This window comes from Embleya sp. NPDC025285, from assembly GCF_055558835.1.
This window is the reverse complement of record NZ_JBVHLU010000056.1, coordinates 1-24,183: the sequence shown is the minus strand read 5'-3', so window position 1 is coordinate 24,183 and position 24,183 is coordinate 1. Positions and strand designations below refer to the sequence as shown.

Here is a 24,183-nt window from a genome sequence, read left to right as displayed (position 1 = left end):
GCCGACTAGTAATTCGTTGACGAATGATTCGCTGACGAAATACATTCGGCTGCCATGACCCCTGCCACGCGCCGGCTCCTGCTCGGCCGCACCTTCGCCGCCCTGGCGACCGCCCTGATTCCGATCACCCTGACCCTGGCTCTCGTGCACACCGGTTCGAGCACCGACCTGGGCCTGGTCCTGGCCTGCGAACTGCTGCCGATGTTGCTCCTGCTCCCGGTCGCGGGTGTGATCGCCGACCGATTCCCGCCGCAGCGGGTGATTCTCACCGCCGATCTGGTCCGCGCCGGCGCCCAGCTGGCGATCGGCGCCGAGTTGCTCGCCGGCCCGGTACGGATCGCGGATCTGGCGGTGCTGTCCGCGCTCACCGGCGCCGCCGTCGCGTTCGGCACTTCGGCGATCCGCACGCTGGTGGTCGCGGTGGTACCCGAGCCGGAGCGGCTGCGTACGAACGCCCGGCTCGGCGTCGCGCAGGGCCTCGCACAGGTGGCGGCACCCGCTGCCGCCGGCGGCCTGATCCTCGCGGTCGGGGCGGGCTGGTCCTCGCTGCTGACCGGCCTGCTGTTCCTCGGTTCGGCCGCCACGTTCGGCGGCCTGCGCCCGCGGCGCATCGAGCGTTCGGACGAACGGGAGCCGTTCCTGAGCGAGTTGCGCGCGGGTTGGGTGGAGACTCGGCGCCACCCGTGGTTCCTGGCCAACGTCTTCGCGCACGGCGTATGGCACTTGACGGCCGGCTTCCTGCTCACCCTCGGCCCGATGATCGCGGTCGACCGACTCGGCGGCGACCGCTCCTGGGTGATCATCGCCCAGGTCGGCACCGCCGGCCTCCTGCTCGGCGTGCTGATCTCCACCCGGTTGCCGATCCGCCGCCCACTGGTGGCCACGTCGATCGGCGCCGCCGTGTACGCGCTCCCACTCGCCGCCTTCGGGCTGCGCGCACCGATGGTGGTCGTCACCGCCGCGTACTTCGTCGGCATGTTCGGCCTCGGCGTGCTGAGCCCACTGTGGGAGACCACGATCCAGCGCCGGATCCCGCAGGAGGCACTCGGTCGGGTCGGCTCGTTCGACTCGCTGATCTCCTTCGCCGCCCGCCCGCTGGGCCTGGCCGTCGCCGCTCCCGTCGCGGCGGCGATCGGCAGCGCCACCCCACTGCTGATCGGCGCGGTGCTGGTGGCCGCCACGAACGGGGCGTTGCTGCTGTTGCCGGATGTACGCGCGCTGCCGCCCGCGTCGGAAGCCGCGCCCGCGCCGGGAAGCACGCCCGCGCCGGGGGCCGCGAACCCGGCGAGCGTCGCCGAACCCGGCTCCGCGTGAGCCGGCCCGCGCCAAATGCGCTTGTCCCGGTCCCGGGGTCGCGCCTTGTCCGACGGCGCGACAACGGCCACGGGGGCGGTGAATCGCCCGGACCGTGCCGCGCCGATGGCGGTGCGGGTGCGGTCGGGTCGGGTCAGCGGGCCCTGGTTCCGTCGTGCCAGACGCCTCGGATGCGGTGGTCGAGGTCGGTCGGGTCGAGGTCGGTGCCGGCGAGCAGGACCAGGTCGGCGCGTTTGCCGACGGCGATCTCGCCCCGGTCGTCGGCGAGGCCGAGCAGCCGCGCCGCGTCGTGGGTGGCCGCGCGGAAGGCGCCGGCGGGACCGAGACCGCACCGGGACAGGTGCTCGATCTCGCGGAGCACCTCGGCGTACGGGCGGACCGGACTGTCGCTGCCCATGGCGATCGGCACACCCGCGTCGATCGCCAGGCGGACCGCGTGGCGATGGGCCTCGGCCGCGCCGTCGGGAGCGCCCGCGGGGTCGGTCTGCGTACACGACAGGGTCGGCACGAGCCAGGTCCCGTGCTCGGCCATCGCGCCCACGGCCGCCTCGTCCAGATAGGTGCCGTGTTCGATGCTGCCCGCACCCGCGCGCGCCGCCGATTCCGCCGCCCGCGCCCCGTGCGCGTGCACCATGACGCGACGCCCGCCGAGCCGGGCGGCCTCGTCGACCAGGGCGGCCATCTCCTCGGGCGTGAACTGTACGTCGTGCATCCCGCGCCCCAGGGTCATCGATCCGGACGGCGTGGCCTTGATCCAGTCCGCCCCGGCCCGCACCATGCGCCGCACCACGGCCCGTGCCGCATCCGCTCCGTCGAAGACCGGATCGGGCATGGACGGGTCCTCGAAGAAGTCCACCGCACCCACCCGGGGAGCCCAGTGGTCCCCGATCCCGCCGGTGGTACACACCTGCCGCACGCTGATCAGCACGTGCGGTCCCGCGACCCATCCCCGCTCGATCGCCATCCGCAGACCCGCGTCGGCTCCCCACGCGTCGCGTACGGTCGTCACCCCGAGCTGCAACAGGGTCCGCAGCACCGGCACCGCCGACAACGGCCGCACCGACCGGGGCAGTCCGAACGGATCCCGAATGGTCTGCCCCAGACACACGTGCGTATGACAGTCGATGAACCCGGGGACCACCAACTGATCCGCACAGTCGACCACTTCGTCACCGTCCAGGCCGCTCCCGACGGCCACGATCCGCTCGCCCTCGATCACGACGTCGGCCGGGCCGACCTCTCCGGACCGCACATCCAACACTGAACCCGCGCGCAACACCACACGTCCCATCCGCCCATCCTGCCCCTTCGGCAAGGTCGTTGCGGAGGCCGGGGACGAGCGGGTTCAGAGCGGGCGAGGGAGGTCGTCGCCCGCCAGGTCCCTGCGGGCCTCCTCCACCGAGGGCAGGATGCCGTCGGCACCGGTGGCCGCGACGATCGCGGCCGCCTCCTCGACCAGCGCCAGCGCGTCGTCGCGGCGATCCTGGCCGGCCGCGATGTACGCCAGCCCGACCAGGTTCGCCGCGACGCCGGGCAGAAAGCCCAACTCGCGGCGCAGCCGTACCGACTCCTCCAGCCGCACCCGGGCCGTGTCCAGCCGTCCCGCGATGTGCGCGGCGATGCCCAGGTGCCGCAGGGCGTACGACATGGTCAGCCGGTCCTCGACGACCGTGGCGAGTTCGAGAGATCGTTCGAGCGCGGGCAGCGCGCTCGCGTGGTCGCTCCGGACGACCTGGTGGAACGTGCCGACCCAGAACAGCGCCTCGCCCTCGCCGCGCACGTCGCCGAGCAGGCGGTAGAGCTCCACGGCCCGCTCGAACAGGGCCAGTTCCTCGGGGTCCTCGGCGCCGCGATGGCGCAGGTGGCGCGCGTGCGCCACGCGGCCTCGGGCCAGGGCCAAGTCCGCCTCTACGGCGTCGAGTTCGCGATCGGCGGCGGGCAGTGCGTTCGGGTCACCGCCGAAGACCGATCGTTCGTAGAGGAACCTGGCCCGGTCGATCCGGTCGATCCGGTCGATCCGGTCGATGCGTTCGTCTGCGCTCATCGTCGCTCCAACTGCCCACGTCCCGCGCCCCATCGGACGCCGCGCAGCACCGCGAAACGGCGTGCCCCCGCCCGAATCCGAGCCGCGAGTCTAGTGCGGCGACCAGGTTCGGGCCGGCCTCCGGTGGGATTTGCGCCCGAATCGCGCCGCGCGTCGGGGACCGGAGACCGATGTAAAGAAAACTAGACATGATGTCATCGCTGCTTTACATTGACGCATGTTCACTTCGCGCGACCGAGGAGCCGCCGTGGCGTTCGAAGAGAAGCGCGCGTGGATCATGGTGTTCGTCACGGTCGGCGCCTACGCGACCTATCTCGCCGTCGTCCTCGGAAGAGCGGGCAACACCCCGCTAGCGGAGGTCTCGTACGCGTCCACTCTGCTGTGGACGATCGGGGCCGCGATCCTGGCGGCGATCGTGCTGCACATCGTGGTCTCGATCGTCACCCCCGAGGGCGCCAACCGGAAGGACCAACGCGACCGGGAGATCGGCCGGTTCGGTGAACACGCAGGCCAATCCCTCGTCGTCGTCGGCGCGGTGGCGGCGCTGGGGATGGCGCTCGCCGAGTGGGACCACTTCTGGATCGCCAACACCATCTACCTGGCGTTCGTGCTTTCCGCGATTCTCGATTCCGGAGCCAGGATCGCCGCCTACCGCTGGGGCCTTCCATCGTGGTGAAGAAGCCGCCGACCAGGGTCACCAACACGATCCGCGCCCTGCGCTTCGCCCACGGCGAGATGACCCAGGCCGAACTGGCCGAGCGTGTGGGCGTCACCCGGCAGACCGTGATCGCCATCGAGCAGGGCCGCTATTCCCCGTCCCTGGAAATGGCGTTCGTGATCGCCCGCGTCTTCGGGGTTCCGCTCGACGAGGTTTTCCAATACCCGGACGATGCAGGGGAGATGCCGTGAAGGCGTTCGTTCAGGACACGTACGGGCCGCTCGATGTACTGCGACTCGACGACATCGACCGACCCGTCGTCGGCGACGACGACGTGCTGGTCCGGGTGCACGCGGCGGGGGTCGATCCCGGCGTCTGGCACCTCATGACGGGCCTGCCGTACCTGCTCCGCCTCACCGGTTTCGGTTTGCGCGCGCCCAAGGTGCGCGTTCGGGGCATGGACGTCGCCGGTCTGGTCGAGGAGGTCGGGCGGAACGTGACCGGATTCCGGCCGGGCGAAGAGGTGTTCGGCACGTGTCAGGGTTCCTTCGCCGAGTACGCGTGCACCCCGCAGACCAAGCTCGCGCCGAAGCCGGTGAACCTCGACCTCACCGCAGCGGCGACCGTACCGACCTCCGCCCTCACCGCGCTCCAGGGGCTCCGCGACAGCGGGCGGGTCCGCTCCGGGCAACGCGTCCTGATCGTCGGCGCGGCCGGCGGCATCGGCACGTACGCGGTGCAACTGGCCAAGGAGTTCGGCGCGCACGTCACCGGCCTGTGCAGCACCGGAAAGCTGGAACTGGTGCGCGCGCTCGGCGCGGACGAGGTGATCGACTACACGCGCGAGGACTTCACGGATGGGACGCACCGGTACGACCTGATCCTCGACATCGCGGGCCATCGCTCACTGAACCGCCTCCGCCGGGCGCTCTCCCGCACGGGCACACTCGTCATCGTCGGCAGCGAAACCAAGGGCCGCTGGTTCGGCGGCGTCGACCGCGTCCTGCGCGCACTCGTGCTGACCCCGTTCATCCGGCATCGGCTGCGCGGCCTGGTCCAGGTCGAAAGTGCCGAGGATCTGCGTACATTGCGGACACTGATCGAGGCGGGCAAGCTCACGCCGGTGATCGACCGAACGTATACCTTCGACGAGATCCCGCAAGCGATCGAGTACATCCACAAGGGCCACGCACGCGGCAAGGTCGCCATCACGATGGTGTGAGCATCGGGCGCGCCATGGCGTGGCGCGCCCCGGGGCTTGTCCGGCGACAGGAACAGGCGCTGTGGAGACGATCCGGCAGCCGACACCGGCGGCGGGCAAGCAGCGAGGTTGTCGACGCTCCGGATTCAACCGGTCGAAGCATGGCCCACGAGCCTGACTACTTCGCCGGACCATCGCGTCACGGATGTGTTGGGCGCGCTCGCAGTCCTGTCCTCCGAGGCGCAGTGGCAGAACGCCCGCACGGCCGCCAAAATCCTCACCGGCCCCGCGTCCGACGTCACGCGGTCCGGGCGACACCCTCGCGGGAGGTTTCAAGGAGGGCACGGTCACCCTGTGGGACACCCGCTCCGGCCGGAGCACCAACGTCCCGACCACCGCCACCGACGCCCCCGTCACCTGCATCGCCACCAGCCCCGACGGCAAAATCCGCGCCGCCACCACGCAGACCCTCGGCATCCGGCGGCTCGAAACGTGGTGATGCGGCGTGCGGACGCTTCCTAGTCGCCGTCCGGCCAGGTGCGTGGAGGGGCCGCCTTGGCCAGGTACGCCTCGGACTCGGTGCGGTCCAGGGTCGCTTCGAGGGTGACGTCGCCGGTGATGCCCGGATAGAACCGGCCGGCTCGCCACGAACGTTCGTACGCCGGTGGGTCCAGTACGAGCACGCGCTCGCCGTCCACGACCGGGATGTCGGCGGGACAACCCTCGTTCCAGATCCACCCGCCGTCGACACCACTGAGGTTGAACGCGCCGGTCGTGTGCGGCGCCGGCTCGAACGCGGCGTCCCGGCACACCGCGACCGCCTCGGCGGACGGCGGGTCGCCCGGGATGTGGCCGCCTGCGATGAGGACGTGCGCGATCAGCGTGTGCAGTTGGAAGTTGTCGCCGACGCGGGTGACGCGCAGGCGATATCCCGTCCCGGTGGGCCGATGCAGCACGACCAACGGCTCGTCGTCGAACATCTTGAGCAGGTAGCGCAGGCACTTGAGGTCGGCGTCGCCGAGCGCGATCTCCTCGGCGAGCGCGACCAGCGTCCCATCGGCCTGCACGGCCCGACGTATCGCCTCGCGCGAGAGCATCGCAACGGCCGCCATCTCCCACAGCGGCAACTGCATCCACGCGGACACCGCCGCGAACTTCGCCTCGTCCAGCCCGCCCGTCGCCTCCGCGACCCGGCCGAGCACCCCACCCAGGGCCAGATGGTCCCGCTCGGGCAGGTCGCCGCCGACCGCCTCCTCCCACAGCGCCGGAAACCCGCGACGTTGCGCAGCGCGTCCCGCACCCCGGCGAGAACCGGCCCCGAACACGCCGCCGGATCCGCGCCGTTCTCCACGCAGGCACCGATCATGACGGCAAGAATCGCCTCCGCTCCCATGGGGGTCCGCGACAGCGCGCCCGCAAGTCGCGGACCCACCTCGGCCGAGTCCTTCGGCTGCGCGTTCTCGAAGGCGTCGCGCAACTGCCCGAAGGCATCGTTCAACAGGGCTTCGTCCTGCTCCCCCAAGGCATGCTCGAGTCGGTCGACCGCCTGATACAAAGCACGTTCACGAGAGATCATCCGCGCAATGTAGCCACCCGCACTGCCACTTCCGCGCGCAAGCCGGAAGCGAACCCGCACCGGCCGGGGTGGAGCACTCGGTCCGGAGCAAGCCGCCGGGTGCTCTCCGGGCCCGGCCGGGCCCGACGGGGAGACCGCGAACAGGGCCGTCCCGTCCGAAGGTGGGCCGGCTTCGGCCGTTGTGGTGCCAGGCGATGGCGTGGAGCAGCACTGATGTCCCCGGTGGTCGAGCCGGTCCCGCACAGAGGCCGTTGTCCGCTCAGTGGCCGAGGTTGACCTGTGTCCTGTGGTGGTCGCCTTTCTCGATCAGGTCGACACACCCGAATGCGTAGTCCGCGGCGGAGATCGCGCCGCCGTCCTCGGGCTGGACCGCGACGTCGTCGCCGAGCCGATAACGGCGAGTCGTTCAGCATGCGTGCGCCGAATCCGAGCGCCGGGCTCACGAAGACCCGGTCGAGGGTGGCGGGCGTGGCCGGGAGGTCGTCGATGACGAGCGCCGCCCCGGCGCGGATCTCGTCGTGAAGCTCTGCGGGATGTGGCCGAGGTCGGGTGACGAAGCGATCCGCGCCGGGCGCGGGGCGCAGCGACGAGTAGCCGACTACGACGAACAGGGGTATGCCCGCGGCGTCGGCCGGACGCGCGATGGTGCGGTGGACGTCGCGGAAGCCAGCGGCCGGCGGGCCGCGTGGGGCGAGTGCGGCCACGACGACGTCCGCTCCCTCGATGGCCGCCGAGAGCGTTGCTTCGTCGGTGGCGTCGTCCTGGACATGGGTCACGTTCGGGATCGGCGTGTCGGGGAGTGAGCGGCTCGGTGCGGCGACCCGGTGACCGCTGGCGGCGGCCTCCGCGACGATGGCCGAACCGGCATGGCCGGTGCCGCCGATGACGGTGATGCGAGACATGGGATGCCTTAACCCGGGACGGGTGGCGTCGGACGACGCCCCGCGATTACCGGAGGAGAGCAGCTCTCCAACGCGGCGCGGACCGCTCAGCCGCCCGTAGCCCAGGGAACGGTCGCACCGGCGAGACGTGTTCGAACCGGACGTTCGACCGGCGCCCGACAACCTGCGACACAGCGTTTCGTGGCATCCCCCACGACGAGGCCCCCGAACCGGCGTGGACACCCGCACTCGACACCGTGCCGTTCGGGCGCGGCCTCGGACCGGCGCTCCGCGGCTCCGGAATCCGGTCGAAGCCGGCCCGCACGGCGGCCGAGCACACACGCGCCCGTCGATCCGCGTTGCGACACGTCGAGAGCCGCCCGTCGACATGCGCACGGGGCCGTTGTGGGCCGCCGGGACGCGGCGTTCGGGGAATCGCACAAAACCACCCGTTTGACTCCCGGTAAATGTGATCGGCGGATGATCTCATTGCGGACATTGGGCGGTGAATTGTGACGATTTACGCCCTTTGTCCCCGGGTGAGCGCGTCCGTACGTCCTGCGAGACGACGCGTTCGCCCACCCTCGTCGCCCCGACGCCTTCGGCAGTCCCCCAACCGGAACACGTCTGCCGCCCGGCTGTTCGACGGCGACCGAGTACGCGAAAGGCCCAGTTCATGGCAATCGATGGTGCCCGTTCCACGGGCTTCCGAGAACCGAGGCATTCCCGATCCGCGGCGGTGGCGGCGATCATTCTCGGGATGGTGCTACTGGCTTCGGCTGCTCTCGTGTCGATAGCGCCCGGCGCACGCGCGGCGACCGCCACGGTCAACCTGGGGACCGCGGACAGTTACGCCGTGCTGGGCGGGCAGACCGTCACCAACACCGGCCCCAGTGTCATCAGCGGGAACCTGGGCGTCAGCCCGGGCAGCGCGGTCGTCGGCTTTCCGCCGGGGCTCGTCACCAACGGCACCATCACCACGGCCGCCGCAGCGGCCGGACCACAGGCGGACCTGACCATCGCCTACAACGACGCCGCCGGGCGAGCCCCCACGGCGAGCGTCGCGGGAGACCTTGTCGGCCTGACCCTGGTCTCCGGCGTCTACAACTCCACCGGACCCCTCGGCCTCACCGGAACCGTCACCCTCGACGCGCAGGGGGACCCCAACGCGGTCTTCATCTTCCAGATCGCGTCCACCCTGATCACCGGGTCCGCCAGTACCGTCGCGCTCATCAACGGCGCCCAGGCGTGCAACGTCTTCTGGCAGGTCGGCAGTTCGGCCACGCTCGGGACGAACACCACCTTCAAGGGCACGATCATGGCGTTGACCTCCATCTCGGTCACCACCGGATCGACCATCGAAGGCCGAGCCCTCGCCCGCAATGGCTCGACCACCCTGGACACCAACGTCATCACCAAGCCGTCCTGCATCATCGGCCCGAGCGGGCCGCCCGGACCGAGCGGACCTCCCGGACCCAGCGGCCCGCCCGGACCGTCCGGCTCTCCCGGAGCGCCCGGCTCTCCGGGGGCACCCGGTTCCCCGGGTGCACCCGGCTCTCCCGGCGCGCCCGGCTCCCCCGGCGCACCTGGTTCTCCCGGCGCGCCCGGCTCCCCGGGTGCACCCGGCTCCCCCGGCGCGCCCGGCTCCCCGGGTGCGCCTGGCTCCCCCGGTGCGCCTGGCTCCCCCGGTGCGCCTGGCTCCCCCGGTGCGCCTGGCTCCCCCGGTGCACCCGGTTCCCCGGGTCCGGCAGGACCTGCGGGCCCGTCAGGTCCGGCAGGACCGGCAGGCCCCGCCGGCCCGGCAGGACCGGCAGGCCCGTCGGGTCCGGCTGGTCCCGGCACTTCCAGCCCGTCCGCGTCGGGTGGTCCGACCGGCTCCCACCGACCCACCCATGGAGCCGGATCCCATGGACCCGGTCACGGCCCCCAGCGACCCACCCACGCACCCGGATCCGATGCACCCGGTCACGGCGCCCAGCGACCGACCAACGCGGCGGAATCCCAGGCACCCGGTAACGGTGGCCCCGGACACCACCGCGGTGACGCCGCGAACGCGCAGGCCCCGCAGGGCTCGCCCGCACCCGGAAGCCACGCACAGTTGGCGGCCACCGGTTCGAACAACTTCGTCGGCCTGATGGCCGGCATCGGTGCCGCGATGCTGGCCCTGGGCGCCCTCGTCCTGATCCACCAGCGCAAGCGGCGCGCCCAACACACCGAATCGGGAGGCCTTGACGCATAAAGGAGTGATCCGGCGGTGAGGCCCACACCGCCACGGACATCCGCCCCCGCCCGCGTCGTGCAACGACCGCGGACGGGGGCGGATCGCGTCTCGAACCATCCATGCACGACTCACCCGACCCCAGCGGCCACGGACGGCTCACCGAGCGCGCCGAAGCCGACCGCGCTCCCCTGACGTTGGCGAGGCAGAGTGCAACAAGGCCCCGGAACCCTTGATCGATTCACGACTCATTGGGAACTTTTTCGGTCATCGATCCAGTACGCTGCGTAGCGGGTCGTCCCGGCTCCGGAAGATGCAGCCGGGGCGTCCCCAAGCCGGAGCAAGAACCCGCAGACGCACGACAACATCCACTCCCGATCGGCACGATCGCGACGCGCTCCCCCGGCGATGCGCGCCGTCTCGACCCTGGAGAGTCGATCGGCGCGACCTCGATCACGGCCGTCCGGCCGACGATGTCGGCCGCTCGACCTCGGAGTTCGGACGAGCCACGCGCACGGTGCGCTTCAGGCTCCTCCTCGCCGCAGCCTTCACCTGGTCGTCCATGGCTCCCCCGCCCGAAAAGCTCCCGGGGCGCGGTCGGTTCACCGGACCAGGCCGACGCCGAGCACGGCCACGGGCCGTTGCGCATGACGCCGCGCGGTACGCCGATGCGAGAGCCTGCTACAGCGAAGCCCAATCGATCGCCCGCGCTCTCGACGACTTGGACCTCGAAGTCCATGCGCTGTGCAACCTATCGGCGTTGGCCGTGATCAGCGGTCGGCCGCGCGAAGGTCTGCGCTTGGCCGAAGCTGCTCAGCACATTGCCCGGCCGATCGCGACACCATGGCTCATGTCGCTCCTGGCGCTCCGTGAAGCCGGAGCGTGGGCTGCCCTGGGGAACACACCCGAGACGAACGCCGCGCTCACGACCGCGCACCGCCACTTCGAAAGTGGGCGTAGTGAGCGAGATCCTGTGTGGATTGCGTTCTTCGGATCGGGTGAGATCGCAGCTCGCGAGGCACAGTGCCGGCTCTACCTCGGCCGCCACGGAGCCGCGGGCGTACTGTCGACGCGCGCCGCACACCTCACGGCGGACGGATTCGTGCGCGACCGCGCCATTCGCCTGACTCGCGCCGCACGCGCGTGGCACGCGGCGGGAGATCGAGACGCCGCCGCCGAGCAGGTCGACTCGGTCGTACCCTTGCTCGACAGCATCGCGTCGGCCCGCCTGGCTTCTCGTCTCCAGGATCTCGTCACCACGACCTCGTGCGCCGATCGAGACGAGATCCGAAAGTACCTTGCCAGGCACACACTCGAACCGACCACTTCGCTGTGATCCGGAGGCAGGCCGCATGACGAGCCGATTCACACTTCGCCCCGGGGGCACCGCCGAGGTGACGGCTATGCACAGCCTGCTGGTCGAGGTGTATGCCGACGCCTACGCCCACCGCGTCGCCACGGGCAACCCCTTCGCCTCACCAGGTGCCTTCGCCGAGCGGCTGGAACGCCACCGGGCCCGGCCAGGATTCTCATGGGTGGGCGCGTGGTCCGACGGCGAACTCGTCGGCTACGCGTACGGCCAGCGACCGGACCCGCGCTATTGGTTGGGCGATGAACTCGCGGACGAGCGCGAACCGCTCTCCGCCATGCGGCTCTTCGTCACCAACGAACTGATGGTCCGGCAAGCCTGGCGTGATCAGGGGGTCGGCAGGCTCCTCCACGATGCACTGGCCAACGCCCAACAAGAAGTGACGCACCTGGGCCTCTACGTTCGGCCCGACAACGAACCGGCCATCCATCTCTACACCAGGCTCGGCTACCAACGCATCGGACCACGGCAGCTCGCCTACGAGGGTTCACCATTGTTCGACGTCATGGTGCGTGTGGTCGCGAAGGACGCCTGAACGAGCGGAGGAAGCCGCCCCACCCGAGGGCGAGACGGCTTCCCGTGTCGTTCCCCTACCGCTCCGTACCCCTTAGTGGCTCCGAAGCCCTGCGATGCAGGTCGGCGGGCCGCCGTGTCACATGTTGATCATGTGGCCGGCGAGGCCGTGGATGGCTTCCTTGACGGCTTCGCCGAGGGTGGGGTGGGCGTGGACGTTGCGGGCGACCTCGTGGACCGTGAGGTCCCACTGTTGGGCCAGGGTGAGTTCGGGGAGGAGCTCGGTGACCTCGGGGCCGATCAGGTGGGCACCGAGGAGTTCGCCGTGGGTGCCGTCGCTGATCACCTTGACGAAGCCGACCGGGTCGCCGAGGCCGTGTGCCTTGCCGTTGGCGGTGAACGGGAACTTGGCGACCCGGACGTCGAAGCCCTGCTCCCGCGCCTGCGCCTCGGTCCAGCCGAAGCTGGCGATCTGCGGCTGGCAGTAGGTGGCGCGCGGGATCATCACGAAGTCGAGTTCCATGGTCTCGGCGCCCGCGATCGTCTCGGCGGCGATCACCGCCATCGACTCGGCCGCGTGCGCGAGCATCAGCTTCGCGGTGACGTCGCCGATCGCGTAGATGTGCGGGATGTTGGTGCGGCCCCGGCCGTCCACGTCGATCGCGCCGCGCTCGGTGAGGCGCACGCCGATGGTCTCCAGGCCGTAGCCGGTCACGCGCGGGGCGAAGCCGATCGCCTGGAGGACCTTGTCGGCTTCCAGGACCTGCTGCTGCCCGTCGCGGGTGACGGTGACCCGGACCTTGGCGTTCGGGTCGCCGTCGTCGATCGACTCGACCCGGGTCGAGGTCAGGATCTCGATGCCCAACCGGCGGTAGCGCTTGGCGAGTTCGGTGGAGACCTCGACGTCCTCCAGCGGGACGACCCGGTCGAGGAACTCGACGATGGTCACCTTCACGCCGTAGTTGTGCAGGACGTACGCGAACTCGACGCCGATCGCGCCGGCGCCGGCGATGATGATGCTCTCCGGCAGTCGGTCGGTGAGGATCTGCTCCTCGTAGGTGACCACACGCTCACTGAGCGAGGTGCCCGGCAGCAGCCGGGTGCTCGCGCCCGCCGCGATGATGCAGTGGTCGAAGGTGACGGTCTGGACACCGCCCGCGGTCAGCGAGACGTCCAGCGTGTGCGCGTCGACGAACGAGCCGCGCCCGTCGTACTCGGTGATGCCGTTCTTCTTCATCAGGTAGTGCACGCCGTTGACCCGGCCGTCCGCGACCTTGCGACTGCGCTTGAACGCGGCGTCGTAGTCGAACGTCACCGAACCCTCGACGCGGATCCCGAAGGTCTTGGCCTCCTGCGTGAAGATGTGCGCGAGTTCCGCGTTGCGCAGCAGCGCCTTCGACGGGATGCAGCCGACGTTCAGGCAGACGCCGCCCCAGTACTTCTGCTCGATGACCGCGACCCGCAGTCCGAGCTGCGCGCTGCGAACCGCCGCGGTGTACCCGCCGGGACCGGCACCCAGGACAACGACGTCAAAGTGTGTACTCATGATTCACACGATATGCGGCCGGCCCGGATGGCGGCGCGGCGGCCGTGACGGGCACCGACAGCGGCGCCGCCACGGCCGCCGGGACGGGAAGGCACGCAGCCGGGGCACGCACCGACGCGCGCCCCGACCGGGCGCCTCCCGTCTCGCGCCCCTACGCGTCGGCGCCCACCACCGGCCGCACCCGTCGGCCGGTCACCCGTTCCGCGCGGATGCGGATGCACACGTCCCGGCGACCCGCCGGCCACGGGTCCTCCGCGTCCGACGGCGCGTCCGACGGGTCCTCGTCCCGCTCCGCCGTGCCCCGGATCAGGACGCTCCAGCCGATTCGGGCGGCGTCGACGATGTCGTCCACCTCGAACAGGACCGGGCCGGCGACCCGGGCCAGGGACGAGTCGGCGGCCGTACAGAACATCACGTCGCGGCCGAGCATCACGTAGTTGACCGGCAGTACGAACGGGTCGGGCCCGTCGAGCACCGCGATCCGGCCGACCAACTGGAGAAGCAGGTGGGCCTGGCACTCCTCGTCGCTCATCTCCACCAACTCCCGGCCCGGACCCGGATCCTGGCCCGGCGGCCGAGGCGGCGTCCGGTGCGTGAAGGCGGCCGGCTGCGCGGAGAGCAGGTCGTCGACGGTGGTCTCCAGAGCATCGGCGAGTCGGGACAATCCGGGCGCGGACGGGGGCGTGGATCCGCTCTCGACGGAGTTCACCCACGCCCCGGGCAACCCGGTACGGCGGGCGATGTCCGCCACGGAGAGCCCGAGTTCACGGCGCCGGGCGCTCACTCGCCCGGGCAGCGCATCGGTGGATGGACGGACGGTACCCGCAGTCTCCTCGGTCATCACACCAGCCCACTCCCCGCGCACCGGTTTCGGCGGGCATTGCGCCGATCGGCGGCGAGCCCCGACCACGTCGCGCCCCAACCAGTCGAGCCCCGACCACGTCGAGCCCGACACCGTCGACGTCGCGGCTACTCGGCCTCGGCCAGGCGGGCCGGGAAGCCGCCGGTGGCGATCGGCCCCCAGCGCTCGATGTGGATGCGGATCAGCGACTTGTCCTGCTTGCGCATCGCCTCGCGGTACTCGTCCCAATCCGGGTGCTCGCCCGCGATACAGCGGAAGTACTCGACCAACGGCTCCAGCGCGTCCGGCATGTCCAACACCTCGGCCCGGCCGTCCACCTGCACGTACGGACCGTTCCAGTCGTCCGAGACGATACACATGGACACCCGTTCGTCCCGGCGGGCGTTGCGCGCCTTGGCCCGATCGGGGTACGTGGAGACCACGATCCGGCCCGCCTCGTCGACGCCGCAGGACACCGGGGACATCTGTGGACGCCCGTCCGCGCGGGTCGTGGCGAGCAGACCGCGGTGGCGCGGGCGCAGGAATTCGAGCAGTTCGGGCAACTCGGGGTGACGGGCGGTCGCGATGGCCATGGTTCTGCCCTTCGAGGCGAGTTCTTCGGGAGCACTCCCAACCCCGGGGAGCGTTCCCCACCCTAAAGAGCACGCCCCGCGTCGGCCTGGCCGCGACACACCCGCCCACCCCCGGCGGCGCCGCTCCCCGCACGGACGTCGACAGACCCCGCGGACGCCTACAGACATCGCGGACCCCGCCGCGCTACCGTGCCCCAACCCGAGACCGGGGTCGCACAACCACCCGCTCCCGGGCCCGAACTCACAAGCAATCGCACTCGGGGAGGCACGCGTGGGCATGTTCGCGGACGGCCGGCCGGTGGCCGAGGTACTCGCGGAGCTGACGGCGATGCACGCCGCCGACGAACCCGGGCGCGGACGGCCCGGCGTGGCCAACACGTTCGACTCCGGCGCCGCCTCCGTCGAGGAGGTCGCCGTCCGCGCGTTCGAGCTGTACCTGCACGTGAACGGCCTGTACCCGACCTCCTTCCCGAGCGTCGCGACGCTGGAGCACCAAGTGGTCGCGGCTGTCGGCGAGATGCTGCACGCGCCGGCGGGCGCGGCCGGCAGTTGGACCAGCGGCGGTACGGAAAGCTGCCTCCTGGCCGCCAAGGCGGCTCGGGACGCGCGGCCAGACCCGGCCCGCCCGCAGATCGTGTTCGCCCGCTCGGCACACGCCGCATGGGCAAAGGCCGCGAAGTACTTCGGCCTCGACCCGGTGATCGTGGACATCGACCCGGTCCACATGACCGCCGACGTCGCCGCGATCGACCGCGCGATCACCGACGACACCGTCCTGGTGGTCGCCTCGGCACCCTCCTACGGCCACGGCGTCGTGGACGCCATCCCCGAGATCGCCGCCCTGTGCGCGCGGCGCGGCGTGCGCTGTCACGTGGACGCGTGCATCGGCGGCTGGGTGCTGCCGTTCGCCGAGCAGCTCGGACACGACGTGCCCGCCTGGGACTTCCGGGTGCCGGGCGTGGATTCGATCTCGGTGGACCTGCACAAGTACGGCTACGCGCCCAAGGGTTGCTCGATCCTGCTGTACCGCACGGCGGCGCTGCGCCGGACCCAGTACTTCGTCGCCGCCGACTGGACCGGCTATCCGGTGGTGAATCCGACCATGCAGAGCTCCAAATCCGGCGGTCTGATCGCCGCCGCGTGGGCGGTGATGCGCCATCTGGGCGCCGACGGGTACCGCGACCTGGTCACCCGCACCCTGGCCGCCACGGAGAGCCTGGTCGAGGGGATCGGCGCCATCGAGGGCCTGCGCGTGCTGGGCTCGCCCGCCACCAGTCTGGTCGCGGTGACCACGGACGGCGTCGACTTCTTCGCGTTCCTGGACGAGTTGGAACGCCTGGGTTGGGCCGTGCAACCGCAGTTGTCCCAACCCGGTATCCCGCCGACCATCCACCTCACCATGACCGCGACCCACGGCCCGTACGTCCCGGACCTGCTCACCGCGCTGCGGGCGGCGGTCCGCGCGGCCGGCGAGCGCGACCCGCTGCCCACGCCCGAACAACTGCGCTCCGTCGACGAACTCACCGCCCTCGCCGAGTCCGAGGCGGGTGTGTCCGCCGACGCGCTGACCGAACTCATGGTCAAGACCGGCCTGTTGACCGACGGGCGGATGGCCCCGGTACACGCGCTCCTCGACCGCCTCCCCTCGCGGCTACGCGAAGCCGTACTCCTGGCCTTCTTCGAGGGCCTCAACCCGCCGCTGTGACGCCGGCCGACGACGCGGCCCGGTCCGGGCCCGGCCGGCGGAACGCTCCGCCCACCACCGGGACCACGCGCCGGGTCGATTCGCCATGCTTCGCCACCTGCGACGGGCCGGTCCCGTCCTACCGCCGGAACGTGCGCGCCGACTAGCGTTTCCGGGGCGACAGGAGCCGGTGTCGGGTCGGTGGGCGACCTCGGGCCAGGCCGGTGGATCGACGCGGGAGAACTTCCCGCGCCGCCCCGGATCGCTCCTGTCGACGTGCCGCCCGCTTCGGACATCCCGCGCCTGGGACGCATCCATGACCCGTCAAGGAGCTTCGCCATGCCCGTGAACGCCGCCCTGCTCGACGAGATCGTCGATCAGACCGCCCGACTCATCTCCCTCGACATCTCCCGGATCGACCCGGACGACACGTTCGCGGAACTGGGCGTGGACGCGACTCTGGCGGTCGAGTTCGCGGACGTCCTCGGCAAGCGGTACGGCATCGCCGTGGAGCCGAAGGTGATCCTGGAACACGTCACCCCGAGCGGACTGGCCGAGTTCGTCGACCAGGCGCGGGCGGGGCGCACGGGCCGAACCGAATGACCCGGAGCCTTGGACGCGTGGCGCGACCACGATGCGGTGGCGATCACGCCCGGGGCACTGCCGCGGCGTCCACCTCCATGCCACCGCTCGCCGCCCGCCTCCGCCGCGCCACCGAACCCCGAGGGGGCGTAGGCCCGGCGGGCGCGGAACCGGCGGTGTTCGTGCCGGGCCGGTCAGCCGCCTTCGGCCTTCGCGGACATGCCCCGCCGACCCGCCAGGAACCTCCGGAGCACCGCCAGGGAACGCTCCGGGTCCTCCCGGAAGGCGCCGTGGCCCGCGTCCGGCAGGACGTGCAGCCGGGTCTCGGCGTTGACCAACCCGGCGGCCAGTCGTCGGGCCGCGCTCGCGGTGGCCACCGGGTCGTGCTCGCCGGCCAGGATCAGCGTCGGACAGGTGATCTCGGCGAGCCGGGCCCAGCCGCCGAAGTCGTCCGCCGAATCCCGCCGAAAGCGCTCCAGGACGTCGTGGTTCCAGCGAATCCGGCGCTGCCGGTTCGCGGCATCCGGATCGCCGTCCGTGCGTTGCGAGTACAGCGGCACGCAGACCTCCTCCCAGTCCCGCCGGATGGTCTCGGGGCTCTCGCCACTCCAGTACCGGCGCGCGATCTCGCGCGCCGGTACTCCGCCGAGCCGTTCGAACACGTCGAGCCGTTCGGCGATGCGCCCGGGCATCACGCTGTCCAGTACGAGTCGGCCGACCCGCCCGGGGTGGCGAATCGCGGCGGTCAGCGCGACCCAGCCGCCACTGGAGGTGCCCACCAGGATCGGTGCGGCGATGTCGAGCGCGTCGCAGAACGCGATCACGTCGTCGGCCCACCGATCCCAGGTCCACTGCTCCGGGTCGCCGCGGTCGGACCGGCCGCTGCCGCGCTGGTCGAGGTAGACGACCTGGGCGAAGCGCGCGGCCGCGTACATCGCGGGCTTGAACGACGAATGATCGGCGCCGGGTCCGCCGTGCAACAGCACCAGGGTCGGCCGCTCGACCATGATCGGACCGTACGGCACGACCCTCGGTCCATCCACGTCGAAATACAGTCGGATGTCACCTATCGACACACGCATGTGAACATCGTGACAGACCATCCGGCGCACGGCGGTGGGACGGCACCGCGCGGACGAACGGGGCGGTGGGACGGCAGGCGCAGGCGCGGCGGGCCGAAGGGTCGTGGCATCGGGTGCGGACGCGAACACGGTCCGTGCGCACAATCCGCTTGCCCGGGGCGGCCCGGAACGACTTTCATGGACACGCCGCGTCGTACGCCGGCCGGCACGATCGCACCGCCGGCCGGGTTTCGTGCGGCGTCAGCGGTCGGCGGTTCCGTTCGCGGCGCACTGCGCCGTTCCGGTCGCCGCACCGCTCGGCGGGGTCGGCGTCGTATCGACCTCGATCAACCAGTCCAGGCTGCCGTCCGGGTCCGGACAGACCTGCAGGCGGGTCCGGATGCGACGCCAGGTGCCGTCCTTCGCCCACACCGTATACCGGTGGTAGACGGTCTGCCACGGCCCGAACCGGTCCGGCAACTCGCGCCACGGAAAACCGTTTTCGTACTTCCAGGCCACCGCGTCGATCATCGCGCGGTGATCGATCCCCCGACCGCCGCGCCGTGGCCGGGCGCGATCCGGCAACAGTGGCTCGACCATCGTCCACTGACTGTTCGTCAATCCACCCCAACGACCCACACCCCACCAACGACCGACCCGGCGATCCGACACGGCTCCCGGTCACCGACCGCACGACGCGCTGCGCGCGGCCGGATCCGCCGGAGTGCGGCGGGGCGCGCGACCCGACCTGCGCCACCCGCCTCGCTACCCGAACTCGCCCTCGTGTGGGGACGGTTCACCACAGTCGGTCGGGCGCGCGGGCAAGCGTGCCACGGGTCGGACACGCCCGGCTCGTACGCCCGTACGCCCCTGCCGGGCGGCCCCGAACCGGGGGCAGCATGTGCGTCCGCAGGCAGTGCCCCGGACCGGGAAAGGACGTGGTCATGTCGGACTCCGCGCCACCGCGAGTCGAACCCCACTCGCCCGTGAACACGCACGCGCCGCTCCACCGAGTCGTATCGCTCCACGAGGGCGTACCACCTCGGCAAGTCGTAGCGCTCGACCACCGAACCGGAGGCACTCCACTGCCGCACACGACCGCATCACCCGAACCCACCCGACCCACCGGTCCTGGGCAACCCGACCGATCCTCTCGACCCCACCGATCCGCTCCAGTCGCCCCACCCACCCGATCCGTCCCGCCCGACCCCGGCGCCCCCTGCCGGGCGCCCCGGTGCCCGCATCCGCGCCGCCTACGCTGGGAGATCCGATGAGGTTTCGTCGCCGGGCGCCCGCGGGGCGGGCAATTCCGGTGTCCGGGTCCGAAAAGCTGCTGTTCGGCGGCGCGTTGCGCTACGACATGTCCTTCACCCAGCATGAACAGCCGCTGCTGCGCGTGTCGTTCTGGGCGATGGCGCGGCAACTGCCGAGCATGGTCGCGCTGGTCACGCGCGCCGCCTGGAGCGTGGATCGACGCGCCGTACTCGCGCTGCTCGGGGCCGAGATCGGCCAGGGTCTCGCGGCCGGGCTCGGGCTGCTGGCGACCAACCGCGCGCTGGTGGCGCTGTTCGCCGACGTACCGACCACCGATCGACTGCGCGACGCAGCGCCGGCGCTGTTGTTCATCATGGTCGTCACCGCCCTGTCCGCACTGCTCGCCGCGGTCTCGGTGGGCGCGACCAGTCGGCTCGAACCACAGGTGGAACGGGTCTGCACGGCCCGCTACTACCGGCTCGCCGCCCGGGTGGAACTCCAGGCGTTCGAGGAGGCGCGCTTCCATCGCACGCTGGACGCGGGCCGGTTCGGCACCGACTCGGTACGACGCATGATCGGCGCCTCGGTCGCGGTGATCAACGCACTGGTCGGCCTGATCGCCACCGGCAGCGTACTGACCCTGCTCAACCCGATCCTGTTGCCGCTGTTGTTCCTGGTCGCCGCGCCGAAGGGCTGGGGCGCGGTACGGTCCGCCCGGCGGCAGCACGAATCCGTACACGCGTGGCTCGAACACCGGCGCGCGATCGAGATCCTCGGCCGCAGCCTGATCGAACCGGCGCCCGCCGCCGAGGTACGCGCGCACCGCGCCGGGCGACTGGTGCTGGACGCGTTCGAGGACATGTCCACCACGATCGAGACCGAGCACCGCCGACTCGCGCACGCCAAGGGCGCGACCCAGGCGACCGCGTCCGCGCTGTCCGGGCTCGGCGCGCTGCTGGTGTACGCGGCTCTGTGGTTGCTCCTCACCGAAGGCGGCATGCCGCTGGCCGCCGGCGGCACGGCGGTGATCGCGATCCGCACCTGCACCAGCGGCCTCACCGCGCTGGTCATGCAGGTCAATCGCCTGTACGAGGAATCGCTGTACCTGCGGGACCTGGAGGACGCCTGCACCGAGTCGGAGCGGCGCGCGATCCCCGTCGGCGGACTGCCGCTCCCGCGCGACGTGGACGAGGTACGGCTGGAGCAGGTCTCGTATCGCTATCCCGGCAACGACGCGCCCGCACTCGATCGGGTGAGCCTGCGCATCCCGGCGGGAAAGGTGGTCGCGCTGGTCGGCGAGAACGGCTCGGGCAAGACCACCCTGTCCAAGCTGGTGGCCGGTCTGCTGCTGCCCAGCGAGGGCACGTTGACCTGGGGCGGCGTCGACGTCCGCGACGCCGACCGGGATCAGATTTTCGACCGCGTGGCGGTGCTGGGCCAGGACTTCCCACGATGGGCGATGACCGCGCGCGCGAACGTCTTCATCGGCCGTCCCGACCGGCCGCTCGATCAGGCCCGGGTGGAGCACGCGGTCGCCCGGGCGGACGCGGCCGACCTGGTCGACTCGCTGCCGCACGGCTGGGACACCCTGATCGTCAAGGGCTACCAGCGCGGTTCGCAGATCTCCGGCGGGCAGTGGCAGAAGATCGGCAACGCCCGGACCCGCTATCGCGGCGCGCCGCTCGTGATCGTCGACGAGCCGACGTCCGCACTGGACCCCGAGGCGGAGATCGCCGCGTTCGCCGCGTTGCGGTCGATGACCGACGACGGGACGACGGTACTGCTCATCACCCACCGGCTGGCCGCGACCGCGACCGCCGACCTGATCTACGTCCTGGAGGACGGCCGGTTGATCGAACAGGGCGACCACGATGGCCTGATGGCGCTCGACGCGGGGCGGTATCGGGCGATGTACACGGCGCAGGCCGCGCAGTACGGCATCCACGCGAGCCCCGCCATCCCGCACGCGAGGGCGGCGACCGCGGAGAGTTGAGGGGCGGGACGGGTTCCGTCGGCGGGGGTGACGCGGGCGGGTCGGCCGGGCCCACGGGGGTGGTCGGCCGGATGTGCGGCCGGGCCTACAGGGTGGCCGGGCGGCCGGGCGGCCGCGCGGCCGGGCCGTCGGGCCGTCGGGCCGTCGGGCGGTCGGGCGGTCGGGCGGTCGGGCGGTCGGGCGGTCGGGCGGTCGGGCGGGGGCCTTGTGGGGTCGTACCGGCGTGTTCGGTGTACGCCCGACGCGCGCTCCGGCCAGGGTCGCCGGCGAGACTTGTTCCGATCAGGGGCTTTCAGGGAAAGTGGCGGTTCGTCGACGCGTCGGGTCCGGGTGCGTTCAGGGGACGGTGCACGATGACCCTCCCCCCGAACGCGCCCGGCCACGGCACCGGGGCCTGTGCTAAGGCCGGGTCACCTCGATGGCGCGAAGATTGCGCAACTCGCCGACGAGTTGCCGGCCACCGTCCCGCTGGCCGGCGACAACCTGCGACTGTCGGTCAATGCCTTCTTCGTCACCGACGGCACGCGGTCGGTTCTCATCGACACCGGCGCGTCCAACGTCTGGCACGACCCCACCATGGGGTTGATCCACGACGCGCTCGACGAAGCGGGCATCGACCGCGCGCATGTCACCGATGTGGCCATCACCCACAAGCACGAAGACCACGTGAGCGGCCTGATCGCGCCGGACGGTTCGGAGGCGTTCCCCAATCTCGAGCGCGTGTGGATCGGCGCGGGCGACACCTCGGTGTTCACTGGTCGGCTCGAGCCGATCCGCGACCGGGTCGTACCCGTGTCGGAGAAGGTCGCGATCAACGACTGGACCACCGCGATCCCGACACCGGGCCACACACCCGGTCACACCATCTACCACCTCAGGAGCGGCACCGGCCACCTTCTCGCCTGGGGCGACACCGTTCACGTCCCCACGCTCCAATTCGATCGGCCGAACGTGTCCTGGGAACTCGACGGCAACCAGTCCCAGGCCCGCGCCGCACGAGTGGCACTCCTCGAACAACTGACCCAACCGCACCACTTCGTAGCCGGCGCCCACCTCGACTCACCCGGCATCGCCCGCGTAACCCCCTCCGACGACGGCTACGCACTGGAATACCTCGCACCACCGATCGGCTGATCGAGCCCGTCGGCTCCGGCCCGCGCTCGCGTACTCCGGTGCGGACTCCCGATGGGCTCACCCTTTGCTGCCGAGTCCAAAACCTGCCTCTGACCTGGTACTTGCATGGCGAGGTGCATGGGGAGATGTGCCTCTATGTGCAGCGCGATATGCAACGGCGGTAGTGACGCGCGGAGTTCGAGGGTGCTCGGGGGAACGGGTGCATGGTGAAGCGGGGTTCGGAGGGCATCGGATGGGTGCGCGCCCGATATACCACCAACAGGTCGGACCGAGGCGGGAATCGGGGTATCCGGCGCAATCCGGTGCGGATCCTGGTGGGGTACGGGCCATCAGGTCGCGTGCGCCGACGCGACGGGGGGACATCCGGCCCTCCCGGGGCCATCTGGCGACCTGCGGAGGCTGGTCTGATGAGAAAGACGTCCTGGTACCTCGGCGCCGCCGCCACGCTGTTGGTCGCGACGAGCGCGGTGACCCGGTTCGCCGTGCTGCCCGCCGTGCACCAGGTGCCCGACGACACCGACTTCACGATGCACTTCGCCGGCGGCATGACCATGCTCGACCCGCAGGCGTTGCAGGCGGGCAACCTGTCCGGGGCCATCGTGCGGGACCTGCCGGTCACCGTCGATCGGCGCGTACACGCCGTGCACACGTCCGGGTCCACCGTCGTGCTCAGCGACCGCACCGTGGTGTCCGGCCCACAGAAACAAGCCCTCACCAGCGTCGAGAAACGATGGGCGGTGGACCGCAAGAGCCTGCTGGAGCGACCGACGCCCAAGGGTGTCGCCGCCAACCCGCATCGGGGCCTGACCGCGGGCTTCCCGCTGGAACCCAAGAAGAAGAACTATCCGTTCTGGGACTCGCCGACGCAGACCACGATCCCGGCCACGTACGTACGGACCGAGCGGCGCGCCGGCCGCGAGACCTACGTCTTCACGATCCGCACCAGCGGCCCGCTGACCGACCCGGAGTCCCTGCGCACGCTGCCGCCGGCCATGCCGAAGGCGGCGGTCCAGGGCCTGGCCGGCGTCGCGTTCCCGGGCCGGGTCCCGGACCTGGGCGGCCAGGCCGACCCGACCCCGCTGGCCTACACCTCGACCACCGACCTCACCGGCTGGGTCGACACCGAGACCGGCGTCACGGTGGACCTCGAATCCACCCAGGCCCTCACCGCGACCGCGACGTCGGCGACCGGCGCTCAGGCCGAGGTCTTCCCGGTGATGTCGTTGAAGATGACCACGACGCCGGCCTCCCGCGCGGAGCTGGCCGACACCGCCGCCGACGGCGCCCGAGGGCTGTGGCTGCTCGGCGTGCTGGCCCCGCTGGTGGCCCTCCTGCTCGGCTTGGCCCTGCTCGGCCTGGCCGTGTACCTCGAACTCCGGGCCCGGCGCCGCCACTCCGGCGCCACACTGCCGGGGCCACGCACCGAGGCCACCCCGGCGCCCACCGCGGATCCGGGAGTGGCCTCGAACACGCCGGTCGGCTCCACCGCCTCCGCGTCCGCCTCGACCTCCGATGCGGACTCGGAGACGAACGCACCGAGCAGCTAGCCCGGCGGCCCGCGAGCGAGCGAGAAGACCGTCGGCAGAGGGGTGAGCCTGCCGCGAAGCGTCATGGCCCGGGGGGGGGGGGGGGGGTGGGGCGGCGGGGGGGGGGGGTTTTGTGTTCTCCCCCCCCCCCACCCCCTAAGGCGGGCATTGTTTTTTCCCCGTATACACACCCCT

The 24,183-nt window shown here is 71.3% G+C and carries 21 protein-coding genes; 12 read left to right on the top strand and 9 right to left on the bottom strand.

The window, feature by feature from the left end:
• Positions 1 to 54: 54 nt before the first annotated feature.
• Positions 55 to 1,314: an MFS transporter gene (locus tag ACZ4FV_RS31330; RefSeq protein WP_465323826.1), complete on the top strand. Its 1,260-nt coding sequence runs from the start codon at positions 55 to 57 to the stop codon at positions 1,312 to 1,314.
• 133 nt (positions 1,315 to 1,447) lie between these two features.
• Here ACZ4FV_RS31330 and ACZ4FV_RS31325 read toward each other — a convergent pair whose 3' ends face one another.
• Positions 1,448 to 2,605: an amidohydrolase family protein gene (locus ACZ4FV_RS31325; protein ID WP_402232419.1), complete on the bottom strand. Its 1,158-nt coding sequence runs from the start codon at positions 2,603 to 2,605 to the stop codon at positions 1,448 to 1,450.
• Between the two features lie 54 nt (positions 2,606 to 2,659).
• A complete protein-coding gene (locus tag ACZ4FV_RS31320) occupies positions 2,660 to 3,358 on the bottom strand; it encodes a tetratricopeptide repeat protein (RefSeq protein WP_465323825.1) in 699 nt (232 codons plus the stop codon).
• A gap of 247 nt (positions 3,359 to 3,605) precedes the next feature.
• Between ACZ4FV_RS31320 and ACZ4FV_RS31315 the strand changes: the two genes are divergently transcribed.
• From ACZ4FV_RS31315 to ACZ4FV_RS31305, 3 genes are read left to right on the top strand one after another with little or no spacing between them, the layout of a single operon-like run.
• On the top strand, positions 3,606 to 4,034 hold the full coding sequence (locus ACZ4FV_RS31315) for a hypothetical protein (RefSeq protein ID WP_395859131.1): 429 nt from the start codon (positions 3,606 to 3,608) through the stop codon (positions 4,032 to 4,034).
• The gene (locus ACZ4FV_RS31310) at positions 4,028 to 4,267 is read left to right on the top strand and encodes a helix-turn-helix transcriptional regulator (protein WP_402232415.1); all 240 of its coding nucleotides are present in this window, start codon (positions 4,028 to 4,030) and stop codon (positions 4,265 to 4,267) included. The genes ACZ4FV_RS31315 and ACZ4FV_RS31310 overlap by 7 nt, the downstream gene beginning before the upstream one ends.
• Positions 4,264 to 5,238 (top strand): NAD(P)-dependent alcohol dehydrogenase, encoded by a 975-nt coding sequence (locus ACZ4FV_RS31305; RefSeq protein ID WP_395859129.1) that lies wholly within the window; start codon positions 4,264 to 4,266, stop codon positions 5,236 to 5,238. The genes ACZ4FV_RS31310 and ACZ4FV_RS31305 overlap by 4 nt, the downstream gene beginning before the upstream one ends.
• A gap of 497 nt (positions 5,239 to 5,735) precedes the next feature.
• On the opposite strand, the gene ACZ4FV_RS31300 is transcribed toward ACZ4FV_RS31305, so the two are convergent.
• Together ACZ4FV_RS31300 and ACZ4FV_RS31295 are read right to left on the bottom strand one after the other, a co-directional pair.
• Positions 5,736 to 6,542: a hypothetical protein gene (locus ACZ4FV_RS31300; RefSeq protein ID WP_465323824.1), complete on the bottom strand. Its 807-nt coding sequence runs from the start codon at positions 6,540 to 6,542 to the stop codon at positions 5,736 to 5,738.
• A 247-nt stretch (positions 6,543 to 6,789) separates the two neighbouring features.
• Positions 6,790 to 7,695 (bottom strand): NAD(P)-dependent oxidoreductase, encoded by a 906-nt coding sequence (locus tag ACZ4FV_RS31295; protein WP_465323823.1) that lies wholly within the window; start codon positions 7,693 to 7,695, stop codon positions 6,790 to 6,792.
• Positions 7,696 to 8,434: 739 nt separating this feature from the next.
• Between ACZ4FV_RS31295 and ACZ4FV_RS31290 the strand changes: the two genes are divergently transcribed.
• From ACZ4FV_RS31290 to ACZ4FV_RS31280, 3 genes are all read left to right on the top strand, one after another.
• Positions 8,435 to 9,913, top strand: a complete 1,479-nt coding sequence (locus ACZ4FV_RS31290) for an ice-binding family protein (RefSeq protein ID WP_465323822.1) — start codon at positions 8,435 to 8,437, stop codon at positions 9,911 to 9,913.
• A 700-nt stretch (positions 9,914 to 10,613) separates the two neighbouring features.
• A complete protein-coding gene (locus tag ACZ4FV_RS31285) occupies positions 10,614 to 11,228 on the top strand; it encodes a hypothetical protein (RefSeq protein ID WP_465323821.1) in 615 nt (204 codons plus the stop codon).
• Between the two features lie 67 nt (positions 11,229 to 11,295).
• Positions 11,296 to 11,796, top strand: coding sequence for a GNAT family N-acetyltransferase (locus ACZ4FV_RS31280; protein ID WP_402232408.1), 501 nt, complete (start codon positions 11,296 to 11,298; stop codon positions 11,794 to 11,796).
• Positions 11,797 to 11,913: 117 nt separating this feature from the next.
• Here the strand turns inward: ACZ4FV_RS31280 and lpdA are convergent, their stop codons facing one another.
• The 3 genes from lpdA to ACZ4FV_RS31265 form a co-directional block, all read right to left on the bottom strand.
• Positions 11,914 to 13,320: a dihydrolipoyl dehydrogenase gene (gene lpdA / locus ACZ4FV_RS31275; RefSeq protein WP_395859122.1), complete on the bottom strand. Its 1,407-nt coding sequence runs from the start codon at positions 13,318 to 13,320 to the stop codon at positions 11,914 to 11,916.
• Between the two features lie 151 nt (positions 13,321 to 13,471).
• Complete coding sequence (locus tag ACZ4FV_RS31270) at positions 13,472 to 14,161, bottom strand: helix-turn-helix domain-containing protein (protein ID WP_402232406.1); 690 nt, start codon at positions 14,159 to 14,161, stop codon at positions 13,472 to 13,474.
• Between the two features lie 128 nt (positions 14,162 to 14,289).
• On the bottom strand, positions 14,290 to 14,754 hold the full coding sequence (locus tag ACZ4FV_RS31265) for a PPOX class F420-dependent oxidoreductase (RefSeq protein WP_465323820.1): 465 nt from the start codon (positions 14,752 to 14,754) through the stop codon (positions 14,290 to 14,292).
• A gap of 277 nt (positions 14,755 to 15,031) precedes the next feature.
• Between ACZ4FV_RS31265 and ACZ4FV_RS31260 the strand changes: the two genes are divergently transcribed.
• The gene (locus ACZ4FV_RS31260; protein ID WP_465323834.1) at positions 15,032 to 16,459 is read left to right on the top strand and encodes a pyridoxal phosphate-dependent decarboxylase family protein; all 1,428 of its coding nucleotides are present in this window, start codon (positions 15,032 to 15,034) and stop codon (positions 16,457 to 16,459) included.
• 318 nt (positions 16,460 to 16,777) lie between these two features.
• Entirely contained in the window at positions 16,778 to 17,041 is a 264-nt protein-coding gene (locus tag ACZ4FV_RS31255) for an acyl carrier protein (RefSeq protein ID WP_395859119.1), read from the top strand.
• Positions 17,042 to 17,214: 173 nt separating this feature from the next.
• On the opposite strand, the gene ACZ4FV_RS31250 is transcribed toward ACZ4FV_RS31255, so the two are convergent.
• Both ACZ4FV_RS31250 and ACZ4FV_RS31245 read right to left on the bottom strand, forming a co-directional pair.
• Positions 17,215 to 18,102: an alpha/beta fold hydrolase gene (locus tag ACZ4FV_RS31250; protein ID WP_395859118.1), complete on the bottom strand. Its 888-nt coding sequence runs from the start codon at positions 18,100 to 18,102 to the stop codon at positions 17,215 to 17,217.
• A 240-nt stretch (positions 18,103 to 18,342) separates the two neighbouring features.
• Complete coding sequence (locus tag ACZ4FV_RS31245; RefSeq protein ID WP_465323819.1) at positions 18,343 to 18,720, bottom strand: transposase; 378 nt, start codon at positions 18,718 to 18,720, stop codon at positions 18,343 to 18,345.
• 673 nt (positions 18,721 to 19,393) lie between these two features.
• Here ACZ4FV_RS31245 and ACZ4FV_RS31240 point away from each other — a divergent pair.
• The 3 genes from ACZ4FV_RS31240 to ACZ4FV_RS31230 all read left to right on the top strand — a co-directional run bounded on the left by ACZ4FV_RS31240 (position 19,394) and on the right by ACZ4FV_RS31230 (position 24,009).
• The gene (locus ACZ4FV_RS31240) at positions 19,394 to 21,328 is read left to right on the top strand and encodes an ABC transporter ATP-binding protein (RefSeq protein ID WP_465323818.1); all 1,935 of its coding nucleotides are present in this window, start codon (positions 19,394 to 19,396) and stop codon (positions 21,326 to 21,328) included.
• A 450-nt stretch (positions 21,329 to 21,778) separates the two neighbouring features.
• The gene (locus ACZ4FV_RS31235; RefSeq protein ID WP_465323817.1) at positions 21,779 to 22,462 is read left to right on the top strand and encodes an MBL fold metallo-hydrolase; all 684 of its coding nucleotides are present in this window, start codon (positions 21,779 to 21,781) and stop codon (positions 22,460 to 22,462) included.
• 407 nt (positions 22,463 to 22,869) lie between these two features.
• Positions 22,870 to 24,009 carry a porin PorA family protein gene (locus ACZ4FV_RS31230; protein WP_402232397.1) on the top strand — a complete coding sequence of 380 codons (1,140 nt, stop codon included), beginning with the start codon at positions 22,870 to 22,872 and terminating at the stop codon, positions 24,007 to 24,009.
• Positions 24,010 to 24,183 lie beyond the last annotated feature (174 nt).

Excerpts from the sequence above, each read along its gene's own strand:
- ACZ4FV_RS31230 (WP_402232397.1), top strand. The coding sequence starts at position 22,870 with ATGAGAAAGACGTCCTGGTACCTCGGCGCCGCCGCCACGCTGTTGGTC.
- ACZ4FV_RS31290 (WP_465323822.1), top strand. The coding sequence starts at position 8,435 with ATGGTGCTACTGGCTTCGGCTGCTCTCGTGTCGATAGCGCCCGGCGCA.
- ACZ4FV_RS31260 (WP_465323834.1), top strand. The coding sequence starts at position 15,032 with ATGTTCGCGGACGGCCGGCCGGTGGCCGAGGTACTCGCGGAGCTGACG.
- ACZ4FV_RS31265 (WP_465323820.1), bottom strand. The coding sequence starts at position 14,754 with ATGGCCATCGCGACCGCCCGTCACCCCGAGTTGCCCGAACTGCTCGAA.
- ACZ4FV_RS31320 (WP_465323825.1), bottom strand. The coding sequence starts at position 3,358 with ATGAGCGCAGACGAACGCATCGACCGGATCGACCGGATCGACCGGATC.
- lpdA (WP_395859122.1), bottom strand. The coding sequence starts at position 13,320 with ATGAGTACACACTTTGACGTCGTTGTCCTGGGTGCCGGTCCCGGCGGG.
- ACZ4FV_RS31295 (WP_465323823.1), bottom strand. The coding sequence starts at position 7,695 with ATGTCTCGCATCACCGTCATCGGCGGCACCGGCCATGCCGGTTCGGCC.
- ACZ4FV_RS31330 (WP_465323826.1), top strand. The coding sequence starts at position 55 with ATGACCCCTGCCACGCGCCGGCTCCTGCTCGGCCGCACCTTCGCCGCC.
- ACZ4FV_RS31250 (WP_395859118.1), bottom strand. The coding sequence starts at position 18,102 with ATGCGTGTGTCGATAGGTGACATCCGACTGTATTTCGACGTGGATGGA.
- ACZ4FV_RS31255 (WP_395859119.1), top strand. The coding sequence starts at position 16,778 with ATGCCCGTGAACGCCGCCCTGCTCGACGAGATCGTCGATCAGACCGCC.
- ACZ4FV_RS31280 (WP_402232408.1), top strand. The coding sequence starts at position 11,296 with ATGCACAGCCTGCTGGTCGAGGTGTATGCCGACGCCTACGCCCACCGC.
- ACZ4FV_RS31325 (WP_402232419.1), bottom strand. The coding sequence starts at position 2,605 with ATGGGACGTGTGGTGTTGCGCGCGGGTTCAGTGTTGGATGTGCGGTCC.
- ACZ4FV_RS31270 (WP_402232406.1), bottom strand. The coding sequence starts at position 14,161 with ATGACCGAGGAGACTGCGGGTACCGTCCGTCCATCCACCGATGCGCTG.